The organism is Natronomonas amylolytica, assembly GCF_037031205.1.
Taxonomy (GTDB): domain Archaea; phylum Halobacteriota; class Halobacteria; order Halobacteriales; family Haloarculaceae; genus Natronomonas; species Natronomonas amylolytica.
Genome location: NZ_JAYEZM010000004.1, coordinates 321,881 through 341,750, shown reverse-complemented (window position 1 = coordinate 341,750; position 19,870 = coordinate 321,881). Strand labels below are relative to the sequence as shown.

18 protein-coding genes, 1 tRNA gene and 1 pseudogene are annotated in these 19,870 nt (G+C 66.3%); 13 read left to right on the top strand and 7 right to left on the bottom strand.

All coding sequences use genetic code 11. The features are described 5' to 3' along the window. Positions 1-10: 10 nt before the first annotated feature. Positions 11-2,362 carry an amino acid permease gene (locus U5914_RS07475; protein ID WP_336135126.1) on the bottom strand — a complete coding sequence of 784 codons (2,352 nt, stop codon included), beginning with the start codon at positions 2,360-2,362 and terminating at the stop codon, positions 11-13. Positions 2,363-2,624: 262 nt separating this feature from the next. Between U5914_RS07475 and U5914_RS07470 the strand changes: the two genes are divergently transcribed. From U5914_RS07470 to U5914_RS07460, 3 genes and pseudogenes are all read left to right on the top strand, one after another. Next, positions 2,625-3,041, top strand: coding sequence for a universal stress protein (locus U5914_RS07470; protein ID WP_336135125.1), 417 nt, complete (start codon positions 2,625-2,627; stop codon positions 3,039-3,041). A gap of 101 nt (positions 3,042-3,142) precedes the next feature. After that, positions 3,143-3,967, top strand: a pseudogene (locus U5914_RS07465) (universal stress protein); the annotation flags it as partial. Positions 3,968-4,113: 146 nt separating this feature from the next. Further along, positions 4,114-5,577, top strand: a complete 1,464-nt coding sequence (locus U5914_RS07460) for an APC family permease (RefSeq protein ID WP_336135123.1) — start codon at positions 4,114-4,116, stop codon at positions 5,575-5,577. A 757-nt stretch (positions 5,578-6,334) separates the two neighbouring features. Here U5914_RS07460 and U5914_RS07455 read toward each other — a convergent pair. Then, on the bottom strand, positions 6,335-7,729 hold the full coding sequence (locus tag U5914_RS07455; RefSeq protein ID WP_336135122.1) for a signal recognition particle protein Srp54: 1,395 nt from the start codon (positions 7,727-7,729) through the stop codon (positions 6,335-6,337). Positions 7,730-7,874: 145 nt separating this feature from the next. Here U5914_RS07455 and U5914_RS07450 point away from each other — a divergent pair, with 145 nt between their 5' ends. Further along, positions 7,875-8,465, top strand: coding sequence for a LysE family translocator (locus U5914_RS07450; protein WP_336135121.1), 591 nt, complete (start codon positions 7,875-7,877; stop codon positions 8,463-8,465). A 159-nt stretch (positions 8,466-8,624) separates the two neighbouring features. Here the strand turns inward: U5914_RS07450 and U5914_RS07445 are convergent, their stop codons facing one another. Further along, positions 8,625-9,458 carry a DUF8155 domain-containing protein gene (locus tag U5914_RS07445; RefSeq protein WP_336135120.1) on the bottom strand — a complete coding sequence of 278 codons (834 nt, stop codon included), beginning with the start codon at positions 9,456-9,458 and terminating at the stop codon, positions 8,625-8,627. A gap of 51 nt (positions 9,459-9,509) precedes the next feature. Here U5914_RS07445 and U5914_RS07440 point away from each other — a divergent pair, with 51 nt between their 5' ends. Both U5914_RS07440 and U5914_RS07435 read left to right on the top strand, forming a co-directional pair. After that, entirely contained in the window at positions 9,510-10,199 is a 690-nt protein-coding gene (locus U5914_RS07440) for a lipoate--protein ligase family protein (protein WP_336135119.1), read from the top strand. Between the two features lie 54 nt (positions 10,200-10,253). Beyond that, a complete protein-coding gene (locus tag U5914_RS07435; RefSeq protein WP_336135118.1) occupies positions 10,254-11,516 on the top strand; it encodes a dihydroorotase in 1,263 nt (420 codons plus the stop codon). On the opposite strand, the gene U5914_RS07430 is transcribed toward U5914_RS07435, so the two are convergent. Beyond that, a complete protein-coding gene (locus U5914_RS07430) occupies positions 11,513-12,169 on the bottom strand; it encodes a DUF5806 family protein (RefSeq protein WP_336135117.1) in 657 nt (218 codons plus the stop codon). The genes U5914_RS07435 and U5914_RS07430 overlap by 4 nt on opposite strands. Before the next feature lie 476 nt (positions 12,170-12,645). Here U5914_RS07430 and U5914_RS07425 point away from each other — a divergent pair, with 476 nt between their 5' ends. From U5914_RS07425 to azf, 3 genes are read left to right on the top strand one after another with little or no spacing between them, the layout of a single operon-like run. Beyond that, positions 12,646-13,014 (top strand): universal stress protein, encoded by a 369-nt coding sequence (locus U5914_RS07425; RefSeq protein WP_336135116.1) that lies wholly within the window; start codon positions 12,646-12,648, stop codon positions 13,012-13,014. Then, positions 13,011-13,535, top strand: a complete 525-nt coding sequence (locus U5914_RS07420) for a GNAT family N-acetyltransferase (protein WP_336135115.1) — start codon at positions 13,011-13,013, stop codon at positions 13,533-13,535. Before U5914_RS07425 ends, U5914_RS07420 begins: the two co-directional genes overlap by 4 nt. 50 nt (positions 13,536-13,585) lie before the next feature. After that, complete coding sequence (azf, locus tag U5914_RS07415) at positions 13,586-14,365, top strand: NAD-dependent glucose-6-phosphate dehydrogenase Azf (RefSeq protein ID WP_336135114.1); 780 nt, start codon at positions 13,586-13,588, stop codon at positions 14,363-14,365. On the opposite strand, the gene U5914_RS07410 is transcribed toward azf, so the two are convergent. Together U5914_RS07410 and U5914_RS07405 are read right to left on the bottom strand one after the other, a co-directional pair. Next, entirely contained in the window at positions 14,362-14,895 is a 534-nt protein-coding gene (locus tag U5914_RS07410) for a nicotinamide-nucleotide adenylyltransferase (RefSeq protein WP_336135113.1), read from the bottom strand. The genes azf and U5914_RS07410 overlap by 4 nt on opposite strands. Before the next feature lie 51 nt (positions 14,896-14,946). Then, complete coding sequence (locus U5914_RS07405; RefSeq protein WP_336135112.1) at positions 14,947-15,525, bottom strand: DUF309 domain-containing protein; 579 nt, start codon at positions 15,523-15,525, stop codon at positions 14,947-14,949. Positions 15,526-15,737: 212 nt separating this feature from the next. Between U5914_RS07405 and U5914_RS07400 the strand changes: the two genes are divergently transcribed. The 3 genes from U5914_RS07400 to U5914_RS07390 all read left to right on the top strand — a co-directional run bounded on the left by U5914_RS07400 (position 15,738) and on the right by U5914_RS07390 (position 18,754). Then, positions 15,738-16,586 (top strand): universal stress protein, encoded by an 849-nt coding sequence (locus U5914_RS07400; RefSeq protein WP_336135111.1) that lies wholly within the window; start codon positions 15,738-15,740, stop codon positions 16,584-16,586. Between the two features lie 126 nt (positions 16,587-16,712). Continuing rightward, on the top strand, positions 16,713-17,297 hold the full coding sequence (locus U5914_RS07395; RefSeq protein ID WP_336135110.1) for a TetR/AcrR family transcriptional regulator: 585 nt from the start codon (positions 16,713-16,715) through the stop codon (positions 17,295-17,297). Further along, positions 17,294-18,754 (top strand): MATE family efflux transporter, encoded by a 1,461-nt coding sequence (locus U5914_RS07390; RefSeq protein ID WP_336135109.1) that lies wholly within the window; start codon positions 17,294-17,296, stop codon positions 18,752-18,754. The genes U5914_RS07395 and U5914_RS07390 overlap by 4 nt, the downstream gene beginning before the upstream one ends. Before the next feature lie 208 nt (positions 18,755-18,962). On the opposite strand, the gene U5914_RS07385 is transcribed toward U5914_RS07390, so the two are convergent. Further along, positions 18,963-19,035: transfer RNA gene (locus U5914_RS07385), tRNA-Arg, on the bottom strand. Between the two features lie 107 nt (positions 19,036-19,142). On the opposite strand from U5914_RS07385, the gene U5914_RS07380 reads away from it, so the two are divergent. After that, positions 19,143-19,799, top strand: a complete 657-nt coding sequence (locus U5914_RS07380) for a DUF7504 family protein (RefSeq protein WP_336135108.1) — start codon at positions 19,143-19,145, stop codon at positions 19,797-19,799. Positions 19,800-19,870: the final 71 nt, after the last annotated feature.

Here is a 19,870-nt window from a genome sequence, read left to right as displayed (position 1 = left end):
GGTCGCCGGCCTACTCCTCTTTGGCGTTCGGGCCGTCCTCGGGGTTCGAGAGGTCCGGCGTTTTCGCTTCGGTCGTCACGCCGGTCGCTGCCGTGTCGGTCTCTTTCGTTCCGCCTCCCAAGAGTCGGTCGTAGAGGCCCCGGTCGTGTGCACGCTCGGTCAACAGCACCGAACAGTCGACGTCGTAGAGCACGTCGAGGACGAGCGAGCCGCGGACCAGCCGCGAGAGCAGGCCCTTCTCGGTCGCGCCGATGACCAGCATCGTCGCGTCCTCGGCGGCGCGTGCGATGTTCTCCTCGACGTCGCCGGTTTCGACCCGCAACTCGGCGTCGTCGAGGCCGTGTTCGGCGGCCCACTCGCTGAGGAACGCGTGACCTTTCTCCTCGTCGTCGGTGACGTGCAGCAGCGTCACCTCCGACCCGAATTCGGCCTGCAGGACGCGGGCGACGCCCGCCGAGAGGTCCGAGGCGGGGCCGCCGGCGGTCGGAACGAGGATTCGCGAGGCGTCGAAGCCGCGGTCCCGGAAGACGAGGAAGTCGCTGGGCAGCGACTTGGCGAGTTCGTCGATGGCCGACTCCGCGCGGCCGGGCGCGCCGTGGGCGTCCTCGCCCCAGCCCATCACGGTCACGTCGGCGCCGTAGGTCCGGGCGGCGTCGAAGACCTCCTCGAAGGTCCGGTGGGAGAGGACGACGTGGGTCTCGACGTCGACGCCGAAGGTCTCGGCGTCGCTCTGGGCTTTGTCCAGCAGGTCGTGGGCGGCGTCGTGGGCGCCGCGCTCGCGAGCCGCCTCCAGCGATGTCTGGTCGGGGACGTTGGCGATGTTGACCGCGACGACGGTCCCGTCGTACTGGTGGGCGATGGCGGAGGCGAGCGTGATGAGGTGTTTCTCGGTCGCGGGGTTCGAGAGCGGCACCATCACGCGGTAGTCGTCGCCCTCGGGGCGGACGGAGGTGGCCGCCGAGACGGCCGCTTCGGGCAGTTCGTCCGAACGGCTGAGAACCCACTCGGCGAGGACGCCCGCGTCCTCGACTTTCCGGCGGGCGTACAGGAAGTACCACAGGGCCGCGAAGACGGTCAGCCCGGCCGAAAGCAGGATGACGAACGGCTCGATGTAGACGATGAGCGCGAAGGAGGTTATCGCGCCGATGATGGGCACGAAGGGGTACAGCGGCACCGTGAAGTCGGGGTCGTAGCCCGGGGGTTCGGCCTCGCGCATGACGATAAGCGAGAGGTTCAGCAGGCCGTAGACGATGAGATGCAGCACGGACCCGGCCGTCGCCAGCAGTTCGAGGTTCCCGAGCAGCAGGAACACGAGGATGAGCGCGCCGGTGACCGCAATCGAACGGTACGGCGTCCCGAACCGCGGGTGAATCTCGTTGAGGTTCGGCGTGATGATCTTCTCCCGTCCCATCGCGAAGTTGATGCGCGAGGACGAGAGGATGGATGCGTTCGCCGAGGACGCTGTCGCCAAGAGGCCGCCGAACAGCAACAGCCCCCACCCGAGGAGGCTCAGATCGAAGCCGAGAATCGAGTACTGGCCGAAGAGGAGCTGTGCGGCGTCGACGACGGCCGTCTCGTTGCCGGCGACGAGTTCGTTCGGGACCGCCGCCAGCAGGACGACGAGGAACAGCGCGTAGACGACGGTCACCAGCAGGACGGAGCCGATGACCGCACGCGGGAGGTTCCGGCCGGGGTCTTTGATCTCCTCGGCGACGGAGGTAATCTGGACGAAGCCGAGATAGGAGACGAAGATGATGCCGGTGACCGGCAATACGTCGCTCAGGGCACCGGGCGGCACGAGGGGCGTCAACGAGTCGAGGTCGGCGTTCAGCAGGCCGACGAACGTGAATATCGCGAGGATGCCGAGCAGCATGAGGACGATGACGATCTGGAGCCCACCCGTCTCCTTGGCGCCCACGTAGTTGACGGCGATGAAGAACAGCGCGCCGACGAGGCCGATGATCTGGGCGGCCTCCAGCGAGACCGGCCCGAGCGCGAGCGCGGGCGCGCCGACGAGCGTGTTGACGTACTCGCCGAGGCCGTACATGTAGAACGCGGAGGCGAAGGCCAGTCCGAGCCAGTTGGCCCAGCCGCTTATCGACCCGAACAGGGGGCCGAGCGCCTCGTTGATGTAGAAGTACGCCCCGCCGGATTTCGGCATCGCGGTGCCGAGTTCGGAGGCCGACAGCGCGGTAAAGAGGGCGATGACGCCCCCGAGGACGAACGTGGCGGCGGCCAGCGGGCCGACCCGAAGGACGGCCGTCCCCGGTAGCACGAAGATGCCGGCGCCGATCATCGTCCCGACGCCGATGGTCAGCGCCGCGAGCGGGCCGAGGTCCTTGGCGAGTTCCTCGTCGCTCATCGGACCCTGAGGCGACACCGACCGTCGGTCGACGCACGTACATCCATCTGTGGTCCGAGAAGTGACATACCGTTTCGTTACGCGGCCTCAGTTTTATATCCGCGCATATCCCACGGAGACACCCTCGACCCGCTGTCGGTCCCTTCTAAAGGTTTAACCGACGGGACGGAGTATCCGTTCGTATGCACCGTGCCCCCGCGGGCCGAACGCACTATCGCCCGGACGTCGTATCGTCGGGCCGGGAGTAACCGGAGGGTTTTCAATGTCGATAATGGACCGCATAGTCGTCCCCGTCGCAACGCCGGAGGACGCACAGGAGACGTGTCGCGCACTCGAACCGCACCTCGACGAGGTCGGGGTCGTCGTCGCCGTCCACGTCATCGAGAAAGCCGGCGGTGCCATCGACAAGGCGCCGCTCGAAAAGCGGCAGGAAGACGCCGAGGAGATACTCGGCGTCGTCGAGAACCGCCTCGGCGACGATGTCGCCGTCTCGACGCGCGTCGTCTACGATACCGACGCCGTCGACGGCATCTTCGAGGCCGCCGAGGACGCCGACGCCACCTCGATAGTCTTCGTCGCTCGCGAGGGGGGTCGATTCATCCGACTGCTCTCCGGCGATACCGCCGCCCGAATCGTCAGCGAGGCGCCCATCCCCGTCGTCGCGCTCCCGGACGACTAGGTCATGAAACCCGTCCTGTCCCGCCGATACGCTTTCTTGCGCCTCCCCGAACCCCCCTGTCGGAGGGTGTTCCGGTGACGAACGACAGCGTTGGCGGTGGCGCACCGACGATACTGGTCGCACTCGCGAACCCCCGAACGGAGCGACCGCTCGTGACGGTCGCCGTCGCGCTCGCCCGCCAGCAGGGCGCCGAGGTGCTGGCGACCCACATCGTGCAGGTGCCGGACCAGACGCCGCTTTCGGCCGCCGCCGAGAACGACGACCTCACCGCCGAATCCGAGCGCCTGCTCGCCGACGCCAGGGCGGACGCCGAGGCGATGGGCGTCGACATCGAGACGACGACCATCCTCTCCCATCGGGGCCTCGAAGAGGTCTTCGACGCCGCACGAACCCACGACGCCGAGACGGTCGTGATGGGCTACGGCGGCGCCCGCTTCGCCGGCGGCCGCGCGGAGACGGCCGTCGACGAACTCACCCACGACCTTCCCTGCGATTTTCTCGTGCTCAAGGACCGCGAGTTCGACCCCTCGACGGTCCTGTTGCCGACCGCCGGCGGCTACTCGTCGGACCTCTCGGCGGCGGTCGCACGCGCGCTACGCGACGCGCTCGGTTCGGAGGTGTCGGTCCTCTACGTCGCCGACGAGGGCGAACGCGACGAAGGCCGGGCGTTCATCCGCGAGTGGGCGAGCGACCACGGCCTCGACGACGCCGAAATCCTCGTCGAGACCGGCGACGTCGAGGCCGCCATCGAGGACGCGGCCGCGAGTCGGACGCTGGTGGTCATCGGCGCCACCGAGAGGGGCCTGCTCTCCCGTATCGTCTCCGGGTCGCTGGCCTTCTCGGTGCTGGAAGAGGTCGAGACCTCCGTCCTGCTGGCCGAACGGCCCTCGGAGCGGTCGCTCCGGGAGCGACTGTTCGGTCGGTGACGTGTCATTTCGTTTCCCGTAAATCGCACCGCGATTCTCCGGTGTTTCTGTTAAAATAGCGGGCGATAGCACCGCTGCTTGTAAATGGCTGGTTGTGACAGGGGATACGTTAAAGGCGCTCTGGCGGGACGCTGTTCCATATTCCCATGGCAGACGATTACAAGCTAATCGACGAACAGGTCGGTCTCTGGGGTGCGGTCGCCCTGCTGGTGGGGACCGCACTCGGGATGAGCATCTTCATCGTTCCGACGCAGATGGCCGCCGCCGCCGGGCCGAGCATCACCATCGCCATCCTCGTCTCCATCGTCCCGATGGTACTTGGGGTACTGCTCCTCTTGCAACTCGGCGGCGCCATTCCCGTCGCCGGCGGCGTCTACGTCTACGGCTCGCGGCTCGTCGGCCCCTTCTGGGGCATGCTGGGCGTCTCGGTACCCGTGCTGGCCGTCTGGTCGTACCTCCTTTTCGCGGCCTTCGGCTTCGCCGACTACCTCAACGGCATCCTCGAGAACTTCGGCGCATCGGTGCCGAGCGTCGCCGCCGTCTGGGGTCTGCTCGGCCTCTTTCTCGTGTTGAACTACGTCGGCGTCCAGATCGTCACGAAGGTGCAAATCGCCTTCGTCCTCATGCTCATCGTCGGCATGCTTGCGTTCGTCCTCAGCGGCCTCCCCCACGTCGACGCCGCGAACTACACGCCGGTGTTCCCCTCCGGCGAGGGCCAACCCTTCGCCGATAGCTTCGCGCCGTTCCTGCTTGCCGTCGTCACGCTGTATATCCCCTTCCAGGGCTTCGGCATGATTATCGAAATCGGCGAGGAACTCGAAAACCCCGTCGAGAACATCCCGCGCGTCCTCGCCATCGGCATGGCCATCGTGACGGTCCTTTCGATTGCCATCGTCTTCACGCTCGTCGGCGCTATCCCCATCGAGAACATGACTGTCAGCGGCCAGTTGGGCGGCGAATCCGTCGAGGGCGGCCTCGCCGCCGTCGGCGAGGGTGTCCTTCCCGCCCCGATTTTGCTCGTGGTTGGCATCGCCGCGCTCATCGCCGCGGCGACGACCGTCAACACGCTGTTTACCTCCTACTCGCGGACGGTCATGCGCGCCGCACGTGACGAGGTCCTCCCCGAGGTCTTCGCCGATGTCCACGACGACTACAACACGCCCCACCGTGCGGTCCTGCTGTTCGGGATTCCGCCCCTGCTGGCCGCGCCCTTCCGGGGCCAACTCGAAGCCATCACCGGCCCCGACGTGCTGGACTGGCTCGTCGTCATCGTCGTCACCGGCATCTTCATCGCCTTCATGATCGGCGGCGTCGCGCTGTGGAACCTCCCGAAGGTCTTCCCCCAGCGCTACGAGTACTCCTTCTACAAACTGCCGATGCCCGTCCTCCGAGTCGTCGCCGTCGGCAACGTCGTCGTCTCGCTGCTGTTCACCTTGCTCGTCGTCCAGAGCGCCCCCTCCGCGTTCCTCGTCGTCCTCGCGTGGATGGTGCTGTCGACCGGGCTCTACGTCTACCGCATCCGCGCCTACGAGAAGCAGGGCGTCGACCTCAAGGCCCGGATGGCGTTGCTCCACAAGCACGAGCAGGTCGGTGGCGGGGACGAGGACTAGCAGGTTTCTCTGTGGATCCGATTTTTGTCGAGGTTGGTTTATAAATAGAGCGTGGCGACTTCCTGACCGCAACCACTTCGAAAGCCCTCGGTCCGCTGGCGGTCACGGCTCCCTTCGGTCGCCGTTCCCGCTCCGAGGGTCTCGCTCCCGGCGGTCGCTCCGACCCTCGCGTGCGGTCGCTACGCGGGATATCCTCCCTCTGGTCGGATAGTGCCCGCTTAGCGACTAAACAAGCGCCAGCGTGCCTCGCCCTTTCATTCCTCCAAGGGCGGCAACCGCACCACGGACCTCCCCAACCGACTCCCTCCCTCACTCCGTTCGGTCAGTCGTCCCTCGCACGGCTCCGTCCGACCGCCGCTCACGGGTCACGGGTCGCTCCGCTCCCCGTTCCCTTTCGAGGGTTCGCTTCGCTCACCCTCGCAACCTCGCGGCGGTCGGCCAGCGCGCGCCATTTATAAATAAACACTCGGCCGGGAGGAGGGGTCGGCCGTAAGGCCGGCCCTCCGACCCGGGGAAGGGCAGGCACGGTGCGGTCCCTCGGCGGACTCGAAGGGCGAGGGCGGGTCGGCGAAGCACGGCGACGCAAGCACCGCAAGAGCGACCGAAGGGAGCGATGAGGAGCGCAGCGAGCCGCGCGAGTCGACCCGGCCGAGGGCTTCGGAGGGTGCGTTCCCCGTTGAGTCGTAGTCCGTCGAAAAGCCGGGTGCTACGGGTGGAACTGACACCTATAAACAGAACTCGAAAAATCCGATCTTCTCTAGTCGCCGAACGGGCCCATACCACCGAGGCCGCCACCGCCTCCACCGCCGCCGCCCTGCATCTGCTTCATCATCCGCTGCATGTCGCCGTCGCCCATGCCCTGGAACTGCTTCATCATCCGCTGCATCATCTTGTGCTGTTCGAGGAGTTCGCGGATGGTCTCCTCCTCTTTGCCGGAGCCGCGGGCGATGCGTTCGACCTGACTTTGACCGATGGAGCGGGGGTTCTCCAGTTCGTCCTCGGTCATCGAGTCCATGATGACCTCGAAGTCCCGGAGACGTTCCTGGGTCATGTCCATGGCGTCGTCCGGCAGCTGGTCCTTGATGCCGCCGCCGAGGCCCGGAATCATGTCCATCACCTGGTCGAGCGGCCCCATCTTGTTCATCGCGTTCATCTGCTTGCGCATGTCCTTGAGGGTGAAATCACCCTGCATCAGGTCCTCGGGGTCCCAGTCGCCCTCCTCTTCCTGGGTCTCCTGCATGGCGCGTTCGACCCGCTCGGAGAGCTGTTTGAGGTCGCCCATGCCGAGCAGCCGGGAGATGAAGCCCGACGGCTCGAAGCGCTCGATGTCGCCGACTTCCTCACCCGTACCGAGGAAGGCGATAGAGGAGTCGGTCTGGTCGACCGCGGCGAGGGCGCCGCCACCTTTCGCCGTCCCGTCGAGTTTGGTTATCATCACGCCGTCGATGCCGACGGATTCGTGGAACTGCTGGGCCTGGTCCTTGGCGCCTTGGCCGATTGCGGCGTCGAGGACGAGCAGGTTGCGGTCGGGTTCGACGACCGCCTCGATCTGTTCGAGTTCGTCGATGAGGTCGTCTTCGAGCGCGTGGCGACCGGCGGTGTCGACGATTTGCACGTCGGCGTCGGCCGTCTCTTCGAGGCCCTTCCGGGCGATATCGACGGGGTCGTCGTTGTCGGGGTCGCCGTAGAAGTCGACCTCGGCGCGTTCGGCCATCTCCTTGGCCTGGTCGTAGGCACCGGGTCGGAACGTGTCCGTCTGGATGATGGCGGGACGGAGGCCCTTCTTGGAGAACCACCACGCCATCTTCGCGGCGGAGGTGGTCTTCCCGGACCCCTGGAGGCCGGCGAGCATGATGGTCTGGTCCTCCAGCGGGAGGTCCGTCGATTCGCCGACGAGGTCGACCATCTCCTCGTAGACGATCTTGAGGACGTGGTCCTTCGCGGTCGTGCCGGCGGGCGGCTCCTCCTGGAGGGCGCGCTGACGGATGGAGTCCGACAGCTCCATGACGAGGTCGACGTCGACGTCGGCGGAGAGCAAGGAGCGCTGAATCTCCTTGACGATCTCCTCGACGTCCTCCTCGCTGAGGGTCGTCTTGCCCTGTAATTTGTCGAGCGTTCCCCGGAGGGAACTGCCCAGGTCGTCGAGTACCATTTACCGTTGGTAGACGGTCCAGCCGGTAAAGGCTTTGTTCGTTGGGCCGTGGCACGGGAATTCGGTTCTCGGTCGCCTGATTGCCGCTGTCGTCGGTTTCGTGGCCGCCGACAGAGGTTTCAACGCCAGCGGAGAACGAAGCCGTGTGTTCGACGCCGCCACGCTGGCCGTCTACCTGACCGCGGCCGTCGCGCTCATCCTCTCGCCCGGCCCGGATACGGCCTACGTCCTCGCCCGCGGGGCCGGCGAGGGCCGACGTGCCGGCGTCCTCTCGGCCCTCGGCGTCGCGACCGGGATTCTCGTCCACACCGTCGCCGCCGCCGTCGGCCTCGCGGCGCTGTTCCGGGCGGTGCCCGAGGCTCGAACCGCCGTGGTCGCCTTCGGCGCCGTCTACCTCACCTACCTCGGCGTGCAAACCCTCCGAACCGCCGGACGTGCCGACGCACACGAAGCGGAGGGAAATCCCTACGTGCAGGGACTGGCCGTCAACGTCCTCAACCCGCAGGTCGCGCTGTTCTTCCTCGCCTTCCTGCCGGGGTTCGCTCCCGACAGCGCCCCCGCCGTCGGGATGCTGGTTTTAGGAGCTATCTACGCTGCTATCACAGCCATCTACCTCGGTGGCGTCGGCGCGCTCTCCGGAAGTCTCGCTCCCGAGGGCCCGTGGCTCCAGCGGGTCTCCGGCCTCGCTTTACTCGCCATTGCCGGGTGGCTCGCCGTGAGAAACGTTCCCTTCTGAACGCCGAGATGCCGCCACGGCTGGGGTTTAAATATCAATCCGAGGCCAAGACGGCGCGTGACGTGAGACGCGCCCGCGGCGAACGAGGCGGGAGTCCGGCGCACCGCCGCGGATTCACCGTGACCTTCGCTTCACTCAGGTCACGCTATTCGCCGGCTGTCAGCCCAACCGAACCGGTTCCTCGGCCGGTTCGATAGCGACCTCGATTCGGTCGCCCGCGGAGAAGTCGTGCCCCTCGTGGAAGACCACCTTCGCACCGAACGGGACCTGCGAGGCGAACAGCGAGAGCCCCGTCGCTCGTTCGCCATTCGCGTAGACGGCCACGTCGTCCCACGCGAGGTCGCCGTCCTCGGCCGTTCCGATGCTCGTTCCCAGTAGAGAAACGTCGCTGTCAGCTCCACCGAGCGCCCCGCCACCAGTGTAGTGGACCAGCCCCCCGTCCAGCGGCCGGCCGTCGTCGCTGGCGATTGCGGCGAACCCGTTTCCGTGGTGGGCCGGCGTATTGAGTCGGACGTGGGTCGGCCCGGTTTCGACCACCTCGCCGGTGCCGTCCCACGCCACTCCATCCACGACAACGCCGAGCGACAGCGGTAGCGACCCCGAGGCCCGCCGGAGGTTCTGGTCGTGGCGTCGGAAGCCGAGATGGATGTGGTTGTCGACCCACCGGCCGAAAAACCCCGACCGGACGAGCGTGCCGAGCGAGTCACCGACGGCGACCGTATCGCCGGCCGAGACGCTTGGGTCGACGTGGAGGATTCGCGCGACCACGTCGCCGCAGTCGACGAGAATCAGGTGGTCCTCGGAGACGGCGTAGGACTTCGGCGGACAGCTGACGGTCCGCGTCTCAAGTACCTCGCCTTCGACCGGCGACGGAGCGTCGTCGCTGCCCGGATACAGGTCGACCGCACAGCCGGCATCGTGGGCCGGATATGGCGAGTTGTACCGCGAAAAGCGTTCGTAGCGCGCGACCACGTCGGCCGGAAGCGAGACCATGCCGGCGGTTCGGGCCGGTCGGTTTTAGCCCCGTCGGCACGAAGCGCGAGCATGCACGCGGTTCGCGGCCGACTCGATGACATCGACGCCGATAGGGACGTCGCCGACGCGCTTCCAGACCTCGTCGCCGAGAGCGGCGTGCCCGCCTTTCGGGCGTGGACGCCCCCTCGGCAGGTCGCCTTCGGCCGCCGCGACGCGGCCGCCGACGGCTACGACCGCGCCCGCGAGGCGGCCCGCGAGCGCGGTTACGAACCCATCGAGCGACAGGTCGGCGGTCGAGCGGTCGCCTACACCGGCTCCGTACTCGCCTTCTCCCACGTTGTCCCAAACGAGGAGGGTGACAGCATCCAAGCCCGATACGAACGGACGACCGACCTGCTGGAGCAGGCGCTGGCGCGGCTCGGCGCGACCGTCGACCCCGGCGAACCCGAGGCTGCCTTCTGTCCGGGCGACCACTCCCTGCAATGCGACGGTAAAATGGCCGGTATCGCCCAGCGCGTCCGTCGTGACACCGCTGTCGTCGGTGGTTGTCTCGTCGTCAGCACGGGTGACGAACGCGCCATCGGTGGCGTCCTCGACCCGGTCTACGATGCGCTCGGCGTGCCGTTCGACCCCGAAAGTGTCGGGAGCGTCGAGAGTGCTGGCGGGCCGGATGACACTGACGCCGTCGTCGAGGCGCTCGAAGCCGCCTTCGCCGCTGGCGGTTCCATCGAACGGGTCGACGCCCGAGAGCTGTTGTGACTCCGATGGGATGCCATCGTGAGGCTTAGGGAGCTTCCCCTCCCAGCCTCGTCAATGCTCATTCGGAACGCGACGCTGGCTGACGGCCGCGTCCGGGACGTTCGCGTCGACGGCGAGACCATCGCCGAGGTCGGGACCGACCTCGACGGCGACGGTGACGTGCTGGAAGCCGACGAGAAACGCCTGCTGCCGGGGATGATCGACGCCCACGTCCACTTTCGGGAACCCGGATTCTCGCATAAGGAGACGTGGACAACCGGCTCCCGGAGCGCCGCCGCGGGCGGCGTGACGACCGTCTTCGACCAGCCGAACACCGACCCGCCGACGGTCGATGCCCGGAGTTTCGAGGAGAAGGACAGACTCGCGTCCGTCTCGTCGGTCGACTACGGCATCAACGGCGGCGTCACCGAGGACTGGAAGCCCGACGAACTGCTTGAGAAACCCCTCGCCGCGCTCGGCGAGGTCTTCCTCGCCGACTCGACGGGCGATATGGGTATCGACGTCGACCTCTTCGAGGAGGCCCTCGAACGCGCCGCCGAGGCCGGCGTGACGGTGACGGTCCACGCCGAGGACGCCGATCTGTTCGACGAGTCCGCTAAAGAGCGCGACGACGCCGACGCGTGGAGCGCCTACCGCACCGCCGAGGCCGAAGCCGCGGCCGTCGAGCGCGCCTGCGAGACGGCCACCGAGGTCGGCGTCGACGCCCACATCGCCCACACGTCGACGCCCAAAGGCGTCGATATCGCTTCGGAGGCGGGGATGACCTGCGAGGTGACGCCGCACCATCTCTTTCTCTCCCGTGAGGACCTCGACGAACTGGGAACGCTCGGACGCATGAACCCGCCGCTGCGGAGCGAACAGCGCCGTGAGGATGTCTTTGAGCGCCTCGTCGACGGCACGGTCGATATCGTCGCGACCGACCACGCGCCCCACACGCGCGACGAGAAGGACGCAGGCATCTGGGACGCCCCCAGCGGCGTGCCGGGCGTCGAGACGGCCCTGCCGCTCCTGCTGGAGGAGGCCCGACAGGGAACCATCAGCTACGAGCGCGTCCGGGACGTGACCGCGGCGAACGTCGCCGAAATCTTCGACCTCCCGTCGAAGGGCCGCATCGAGGCGGGCAACGACGCCGACCTCGTGTTGGTCGACCCTGACGACCCGGTGTCGATTCGCGGCGAGAAGCTCCACTCCAAATGCGGTTGGACGCCGTTCGAGGGCAAACAGGCCGTCTTCCCCGAACTAACGATGGTCCGCGGGACCGTCGTCTACCACGACGGCGAGTTCGCGGAAGGAAGCGGTAGAAACGTTCGCGCCTAGTCGTCGGCCGGTTCGTCGACTGCGTGGCCTTCGGTCCCGTCGAGGTCGTGGCCACAGTGGGGACATTCATCGTGTCGGAGCGCCGCCGAGGATTCCCGAACCTCGCGCATGACGCTGGAGATGCGCTCCTCGGCCTCCAGTTCCTCGTCGACGGTGAGTTCGACGCCCTCGACTTCGAGGAGGAACTTCGCGATCTCCGTGATCTCGTACATCAACTCGTCGAGTTCCTCGGCGGTGTAGAAATCACACATCGCGCCGTAGAGGAAGGTCGCGCCCGCCTTGCGGACCTTCTCGTCGAATGAGGAGCGTGCCTGATTGACCGCCTGCGGGCTGTAGGTGTCGGTCATGAAGGGCACGAGTTCGGGCAGGTTCTCGCCGATTTTCGTCATCTCGACGCCGGTCTCCGTGCGGAAGTCCGCACAGAGCCGTGCTATCGCCCACTCGCGGGCGGTGATGTAGGTGCGCTCGCGGAGGAACTCGTTGGCTCGGTCGTAGGTCGCGCCGTCGATCTTCGAGAACCGCGTGTACTCCTTTACGTCCTCCGGGATGTCGGGGTCCTCGTCGGGGGTTCCCTCGTCGGCCGCCCCCTTGGAGACGCGCCTGACCGCGGGCGTCGGTTCCTCCCCGTCCGCCGCCTGCGTGTCGTCGTCCATACTGAGCGTACCGTCCCCGCGCCGAAAAAGCGTGTCGGCGATGTCTGACGAGTGGCGTACGGGAGAGCCGACTGGAAGGAGGCTCTCCGATTGCGAACGGTGAGCGTAGCGAACCGTGAGCCGCGTGGTCCGACCGTAGGGAGGACCACGGTCTGGGCGAGCGGCGACCAGCGGGAGCCGCGAGCCGGGAGACGCGACCGAAGCGAACGTCCCCGTATGTGCGAATAGCGCGGGACCGAAGGTCCCGCGGACCGTGCGAGCGGCGAAGCCGCGAGCAGACGGCGAACGGAGTGAGCCGTGAGCCGCGTGGCTCGACCGAAGGGAGAGCCACGTTAGGGTAAGCGGGGAGCGAAGCGACCCGCGACCCGCGTGACGCCGGACACGACACTAAATCGCCCTTAAAAACGACCGGCCGTTCGCCATTGGCGAGCAATATAGCCGGGAGGCTTTTGCTGTCCCGCGTCGAGATGTCGCTCATGAAGGTCCTGCTGGGAATCGGCGGAAGCGAGGACTCACTTCGCGCCCTCGAGAAGGCGGTCGCCCGGTCGAAGGAAGCGGGCGACGAGTTGACCATCGGCATCGTCGAGAACCCCGAATCGACCCGAGAGCCGTCCGACCTCCGCGAGCGGGTCGACGAGGTGCTCGACGAGGCGGATTTCGACGCGGACGTCCGACAGTTGTCGGGGCATCCGGGGAGTCAGTTGCTCGAACTGGCCGAACGCGAGGGCTACGACCGAATCGTGCTGGGCGGCGGCGAAACGAGTCCGCTCGGAAAGGTACAGCTCGGCTCGATAGCCGAATTCGTCCTCCTGAACGCACAGACGACGGTGACGCTCATCCGATGAACCGAGAATATCCCGACGAGGTAGCGGGTCCCTACGAGGCCCCACCCCGTTCGTTCACCGACCGCGAGGACCGAGAGATCGAAGTTCGACGGTACGACGGCGACCTCGAGGCGCTGGTCGATATGTACCTCGATTTCAACCCCGAGGACCGCGCACAGGGGATTCCGCCGACCCCCGAGAAGGGCATCCGGGAGTGGCTCGATGCCCTGCTCGACGATGACTGTGTCAACGTCGTCGCGTGGCACGGTGACGACCCGGTCGGCCACGCCACGCTCGTCTCGGACGAACACGGCGCCTCGGAACTGGCCATCTTCGTCCTCCGGGAGTATCAGGAGGCCGGCATCGGGACGGAACTCATCGAGGCGCTGCTCGGTGCCGGCCGCGAGGCCGGTATCGACCGCGTGTGGCTGACCGTCGAGCGCTGGAACAACGCCGCCGTCTCCCTCTATCAGAAGGTCGGCTTCGAGTCCAGCGACACCGGCGGCTTCGAGCTGGAGATGGCCGCCAAACTGACCGAATAGGCGGAGCGAACCGCACGTTTCTTACGGGTTTCCCCCGTTCCATCACGCAAATGGTCGAGAGCGTGTTACTCACGGGGGCGAAGGGGTCGGTCGGGACCGCCATCCGCGAGGGCCTCCGAGACGAGTACGACTGGCGGTATCTCTTTCATAACCCGCCGCCGTTCGAACCCGAACATCCCTACCTTGTCGGCGACGTCGTCGACGAGGAACTGGTGGCCGAGGCCTGCGAGGGGATGGACGCCGTCGTCCACCTCGCCGGCGACCCGCGCCGCGATGCGCCGTGGGACTCGGTTCTGGAGAACAACATCCACGGGACGAAGGTCATCTACGAGGCGGCCATCGACGCGGGCGTCGAGAAGTTCGTCTACGCCTCCTCGAACCACGCCGTCGGCCACTTCGAGACCGAACGCAAGCCCGACCTCTACCGCACCGACGACGACTTCATGCTCGACGGGACGGAACTGCCGCGGCCGGGCAACCACTACGGCATCTCGAAGGCTACCGGCGAAATCATCGGCCGCTACTACCACGACGAGTACGGCATCGACGTCTGCAACATCCGCATCGGCAACCTGACGAAAGACCACCCGCCCAAGGAGTACGAGCGCGGACAGGCGATGTGGCTCTCCTACCGCGACTGTGCGCACCTTCACGACTGCGCGCTCGAGGCCGACTACGACTACGAAATCGTCTACGGCATCTCGGATAACGACCGGAAGTACTACTCGCTGGAGCGGCCCAAAGCGGTGCTCGGCTACGAACCGATGGACAACTCCGCGGACTTCACCTTCGAGGGCGAACCGAAGGACGAAATCGAAAGCGAGGATTAGTGCGTTCGCGGGTTTTCGCCCGCCGGTTCGTCGGTCTCGTTGATTTTCCGCAGTCGTGCCACGCCGTCTATCTCCTCGATAGCCTCAACCACGACGTCGGGGACGAGGTGGTCCCATTCTTCGCCGTCGAGCATCCGGCGTCGAATCTCCGAGCCACAGTACTCTTCGCGGTTGTGGAGTGGCGTCCCGCGGACCTCGTAGCCGTCCTCCTCGAAGAGCCGTTCGACGAAGGGGTTGTTCGAGTAGACGACGTCGAAGGCCGGACACAGGATTTCGATGTGTTTGACCCACATCGCGTCCCGGTCGATATCCGCGATGGGAATGAGGTAGGTCTTGGCGTCCAGTTCGTCGAGGGCGTCCTGTACGATGTGGACGCGCTCGCCCGACGTGAAGGGGTTCTTAAGCGAGTGCGACTGGCCGGCGCTCCCGATGCCGACGATGACCTCGTCGACCTCCTCGCCGACGTGGTCGACGAGAAACCGGTGGCCGAGGTGGAACGGCTGGAAGCGGCCGATGACGAGTCCGCGCATAGCGGGGCTTCTCGTCGAGACCACAAATCCTTCGCGGCGGAAGCGACGGTGCTACTCGAAGAGCCCCTGTACGTCCGCTTCTTTCGCTCGCCGGCGCTCGACGTGCTGGGCCAGACGGTCACGGACCGCAGGCCCCTCATCGCGTAGGTACGCCAGCGTCAGCGTGACGAACGCGGTCGTTTCGTCGCCGGCCTCGACGTCCCGCTGTGCGTACTCGACCGCACGCACCATCGCCTCGTCGCCACGCGTTTCGGCGAGCGCCTCGGCGGCCATGCCCGCGGCGGGAAACCGGAGGTTGGCGGGGGTGAGGACCGTTCCGTCGACCCGAACCGAGGGCGGGCGTTCGCGCTCGGCGAGTTCCGGGTCGGCGGCGAGGCGGTCGAGCCACGCGCGCAGGCGCTCGCGGTCACACCCGTCGAGGTAGCCGCTCGCGCTTTCGGCGAGGCCGACCGCCCCCGGCCAGTTTCCGGTCCGGGCCTTGTGGACGGCCGCGGCCGCCTGCACGAGTCCCTGTAGGCAGTCGTCGCGCTCGCCGCGGGCCGCCTGCAGCCACCGCTCCTCCAGCGGCTCGTGGGCCGCGAGGTAGTGGCCGGCGTTGAAAAGCGCCGCTCCGGCGCGAAGGTGGTCCATGTCTCGGTGTTCGGCTTCGAGGCAAAAAGGGCTCGCACCCCGACTGCGGGAGCCGTTCGGTTAGGGAATTTCTATCATCGCACAACACTGTTGAATGGGTATGTGGTTTGAATTGGGTTCTCTCGCTGAAATGTCCTTAATCTTCGAACTTGGTGTTTGTAGTATTGGGATTTTAGAACAATATTATATAGCCGGGGCGACTAGTGACGGGTATGCGAGCCGTATTCGCCACCGACCTGTCGGACGCTATCGAGACGGCAATCGACACCCGCGTGTGTCTCGAGTGTCTGGGACGGTACGGAATCACCGACATCGACCTAGTCACGGTCATCAACGAGAACGTCACCACGGGAATGCCCGGTGGCGACATCGGTAAGCGAGCCAAGCGCGGCCTCGAACGCCAGCGCGAGCGGCTGGAAGCCGAGGGATTCAGCGTCGAGACACATACGATTCGGGGGACCCCACATCGGCGAATCAACGGCCTCGCCGAGCGGGTCGATGCCGACCTCATCGTCGTCGGGTCGCGCGGACAGAGCCCGCTCCGTCAGCGGCTGATCGGCGGCACGGCACGCAATATGGCCCGGACGGCGGTCCGGCCGCTGCTCCTGCAGCGTATCGTCGAAGAGGACGAGGGCTACGAGGTCGCGAACGAGCACCTCTTCCAGCGCGTCCTCTATCCGACCGACTTCTCGGAGAACGCCGAACGCGCCTTCGAGCAGTTCCAGCACCTCTCGGAGGCGACACAGGAGGCGACGCTGCTGCACGTGACGCCGCCGGAGCGCCGGCCCGACGCGGAAGGAATCGAGAACGCGGAGACGAAACTCGAAGAACTGGCCGCCGAACTGGAGGACCTCGGCATCGAAACGCGGACGATGGTCCGGGAGGGCGAGGTCGTCTCGGAGATTCTCGATGCCGAATCGGAACTGGACCCCACGTCCATCCTGATGGGCTCCCGCGGTCAGGGTCGCATCCGCCGACTACTACTCGGCAGCACCTCCGAGGCGGTGACGGGCCAGGCATCGAGCAACGTCCTGCTCGTGCCGCCGTCCAGAACGCGGTAGCCTCGGACGACCGGCCGCGCTCGGGCGTCCAGCCGGCGGATTCCGGAACACGCTGGTCAGTCCGGAGCTCCTGACTGACTAGTCAGTAAGTCTCTTACCTGACGAGTTAGTACGTGTGGGTAACGAATGGAAACGGAGTCCGTCGAAGAGATACTGGAAGCGACCCGGCACGCCCTCTGCGAGCACGGATACGCCGACCTGACGGTACAGCGAATCGCCGACGAGTCGTCGATGACGTCGGCGGCCATCCACTATCACTTTGATACGAAAACGGAGCTACTGAACGCGTTTCTCGACTACTTCACCGACGAGTTCGAGCGCCAACTGGCCTGCGAGGACGACGACCCGCGCAAGCGGCTGGAGACGTTCTTGAGCGTGGTGTTCGAACCCGCCGAGAACGGCGACGACGATTTCGCCATCGCGCTGATGGAACTGAAGACGCAGGCGCCCTATCAGGATACCTACCGCGAGCGGTTCGTCGCCGTCGACGAGCGGATGCGAGCGGCGGTCGCCGAGGCCGTCCGTGACGGCATCGAGGCTGGCCACTTCGAGCCGGTCGACCCCGACGCAGTCGCGCGGTTCGTCGTCACGACCATCAACGGCGGACACGTCCGCGAGGTCGCGCTCGGGGAACGCCTCGCCGAAACCCGACGCATCATCGAGTCGTATCTCGAGGCGCGACTCGGGTGGGCCCCGGAGGTGTCGACATGAGCTTTTTCAAGGGGCCGGAGGAACTGGAGTTGACCGAGGGCGGCATCCTCAAGCCACTGTTCTTCCTGTCGTTGCCCATCATCGTCACGAACCTGCTGCAGACGGCCTACAACCTCGCGGACACCTTCTGGCTCGGCCGCTACTCCACGGAGGCGCTGGCGGCCATCTCCTTCGCGTTCCCGATGGTGTTCCTGCTCATCTCGCTGGGGATGGGACTCTCGGTCGCCGGCAGCGTCCTCGTCGCCCAGCACACCGGCGCCGGCGAACCCGAAAAGGCCGAATACGCCGCCTCCCAGACGGTCTCCTTTGCCTTCATCGGGTCGGCCGCTCTCGGCCTGCTCGGCTACCCGTTCGTCCGGCCGTTCCTCGCCTTCCTCGGGGCCTCCCCGGAGGTGCTTCCGGGCGCGACCGGGTACATGCAGGTCATCGCACTCGGTCTGCCCTTCATGTTCGGCTTCTTCGTGTTCATCTCGCTGATGCGCGGGGCGGGCGATACGGTGACGCCGATGTTCGTCATGCTCGGGACCGTCGTTATCAACGTCATCCTCGACCCGTTTCTTATCAATGGGTGGACGGTCGTCACCGACGCGCCGCTTGTCGGCACCCTCGCGTTCCCGGAGATGGGCGTCGAAGGCGCGGCCGTCGCGACCGTCTTCTCCCGGAGCCTCGCGATGGCCGTCGGTATCGCCATCATGCTCTCGGGCTCTCGCGGCATCCGGATTCGGCTGCGTGACATGCGGCCCGACTTCGTGTACCTCCGGAAAATCCTCGAAATAGGTGTGCCCGCGAGCGTCGAGGGGACGGGCCGCGCGCTCTCCATCAACGCTCTGCTCATCGTCGTCGGACTCTTCTCGACGACGGTCGTCGCCGCCTACGGCATCGGGACCCGCGTCTTCTCGGTCATCTTCCTGCCGGCCATCGCGGTCGCACGCGGCGTCGAGACCATGAGCGGTCAGAACATCGGCGCCGGCCAGTACGACCGCGCCGAGCAGGCCAACTACCTCGCCGCGAAAGTGATGTTCGTGGTTCTCGGTCTCGCGGGCGTGCTCATCTTCCTCGTCCCGCGGCCCATCGTGGCCGTCTTCACCGACGACCCGGCCGTCGTCGACGTCGGCGTGGAGTTCCTCCGATACGTCGCGCTCTCGTTCGGCTTCATCGGCATCATGCGGTCCTTCTCCGGGGGATTTCGAGGGGCCGGCAAGACGCTCATCGCCGCCGCCATCTCGGTCATCACCCTCGCGGGCGTCCGCCTGCCCATCGCCTACGTCGCCTCGCAGTACCTCTTTGGGGTCAACGGCATCTGGATGGCCTTCTTCGTCTCGAATGTCTTCGGCGCCGTCATCGCGTGGCTGTGGTTCCGCCGTGGGACGTGGCGCGACGGCGACGTTCGCGGAACGACTGGCCCCGGTCCGGGGCTGGACGCCGACGAGACCGAAGCCGCTGCTGCGAACGACTGACCGCGCGACGGCCCCCGATTTATTACTCACTGCGTTCTTGGTGTAGCGTCGACAGAAACGTCCGGACGGAGATTTGAACTCGAGAAGACGGTTCTGCTCGCTCCCTTCGGTCGCTGCGCGGACTGCGACTTCTCTGCTCAAATCTCCGGGGCCGTTTTCCAAAGCGCGGACTCCTCGCTGTCGCTCGTCGTTGTTGCGCTTTGGAAAACGTCCGGACGGAGATTTGAACTCCGGTCCCTGGCTCCGCAAGCCAAGAGGATAGTCCACTACCCTACCCGGACTCACTCGTTCATAACCCGGATTGACGTATAGGGGTTACGATTCGACCGTCGGGAAGGTCGCCTAGCAAGGTGGTCGCCGAGGTGTCATCACGTGCAATATATTTATAATGGAACTTGCCACAAAGAAGCACATGGGTATGGGGAATGCCGTCGATGAGCGGGCCGACGCGGCGTCGGGGGTGGAACTCGACGGCGTCTCGAACGTGCTCGTACTCTCGCCCACGATGGACGAGGAGGCCCGTGCGGCCTACTACGAGCGACTGCTTCCTGACGCTCTCGAATCGGTCGACGTGCTGGCTGTCGATTACCGGCAGACGCCGGACCAGTGGGTCGATGAGTGGAAACGGCACGTCGGCGAGCAACCGCGACGATGTACCATCGTCAGCGTCGACGAGGCGACGCGTTCGGTCTCCGGGGGCGCCGACGAGCGGACGCGACGGGGGCCGAACACCGTCACCTGTCTCAAAAGCCCGACCGACCTGACTGGACTCGGCATCACGATAAGCGAGTACCTCGCCGACGAGGGAAGCGACCGAACGGTCCTCACCTTCGATTCGCTGACCGTCCTGTTGCAGTACGTCGACCTCCAGCGCGCCTTCCGGTTCCTGCACGTGCTGGCCAACCGCGTCGAGACGGTCGGCGCGACCGCCTACTACCACATGGACCCCGGCGCGCACGACGACACCGACGTGGCGACCCTGACGTCGCTTTTCGACGCCATCGCGGAGTTCGAGGACGGCGACTGGTCGATTCAGAGTCGATAGCGCCGACGTGTCGACGGACCGCCGAGGGTTTTTGAGTGAGGACGCGCCCAGAGCGGGTATGCCGCGTTCCG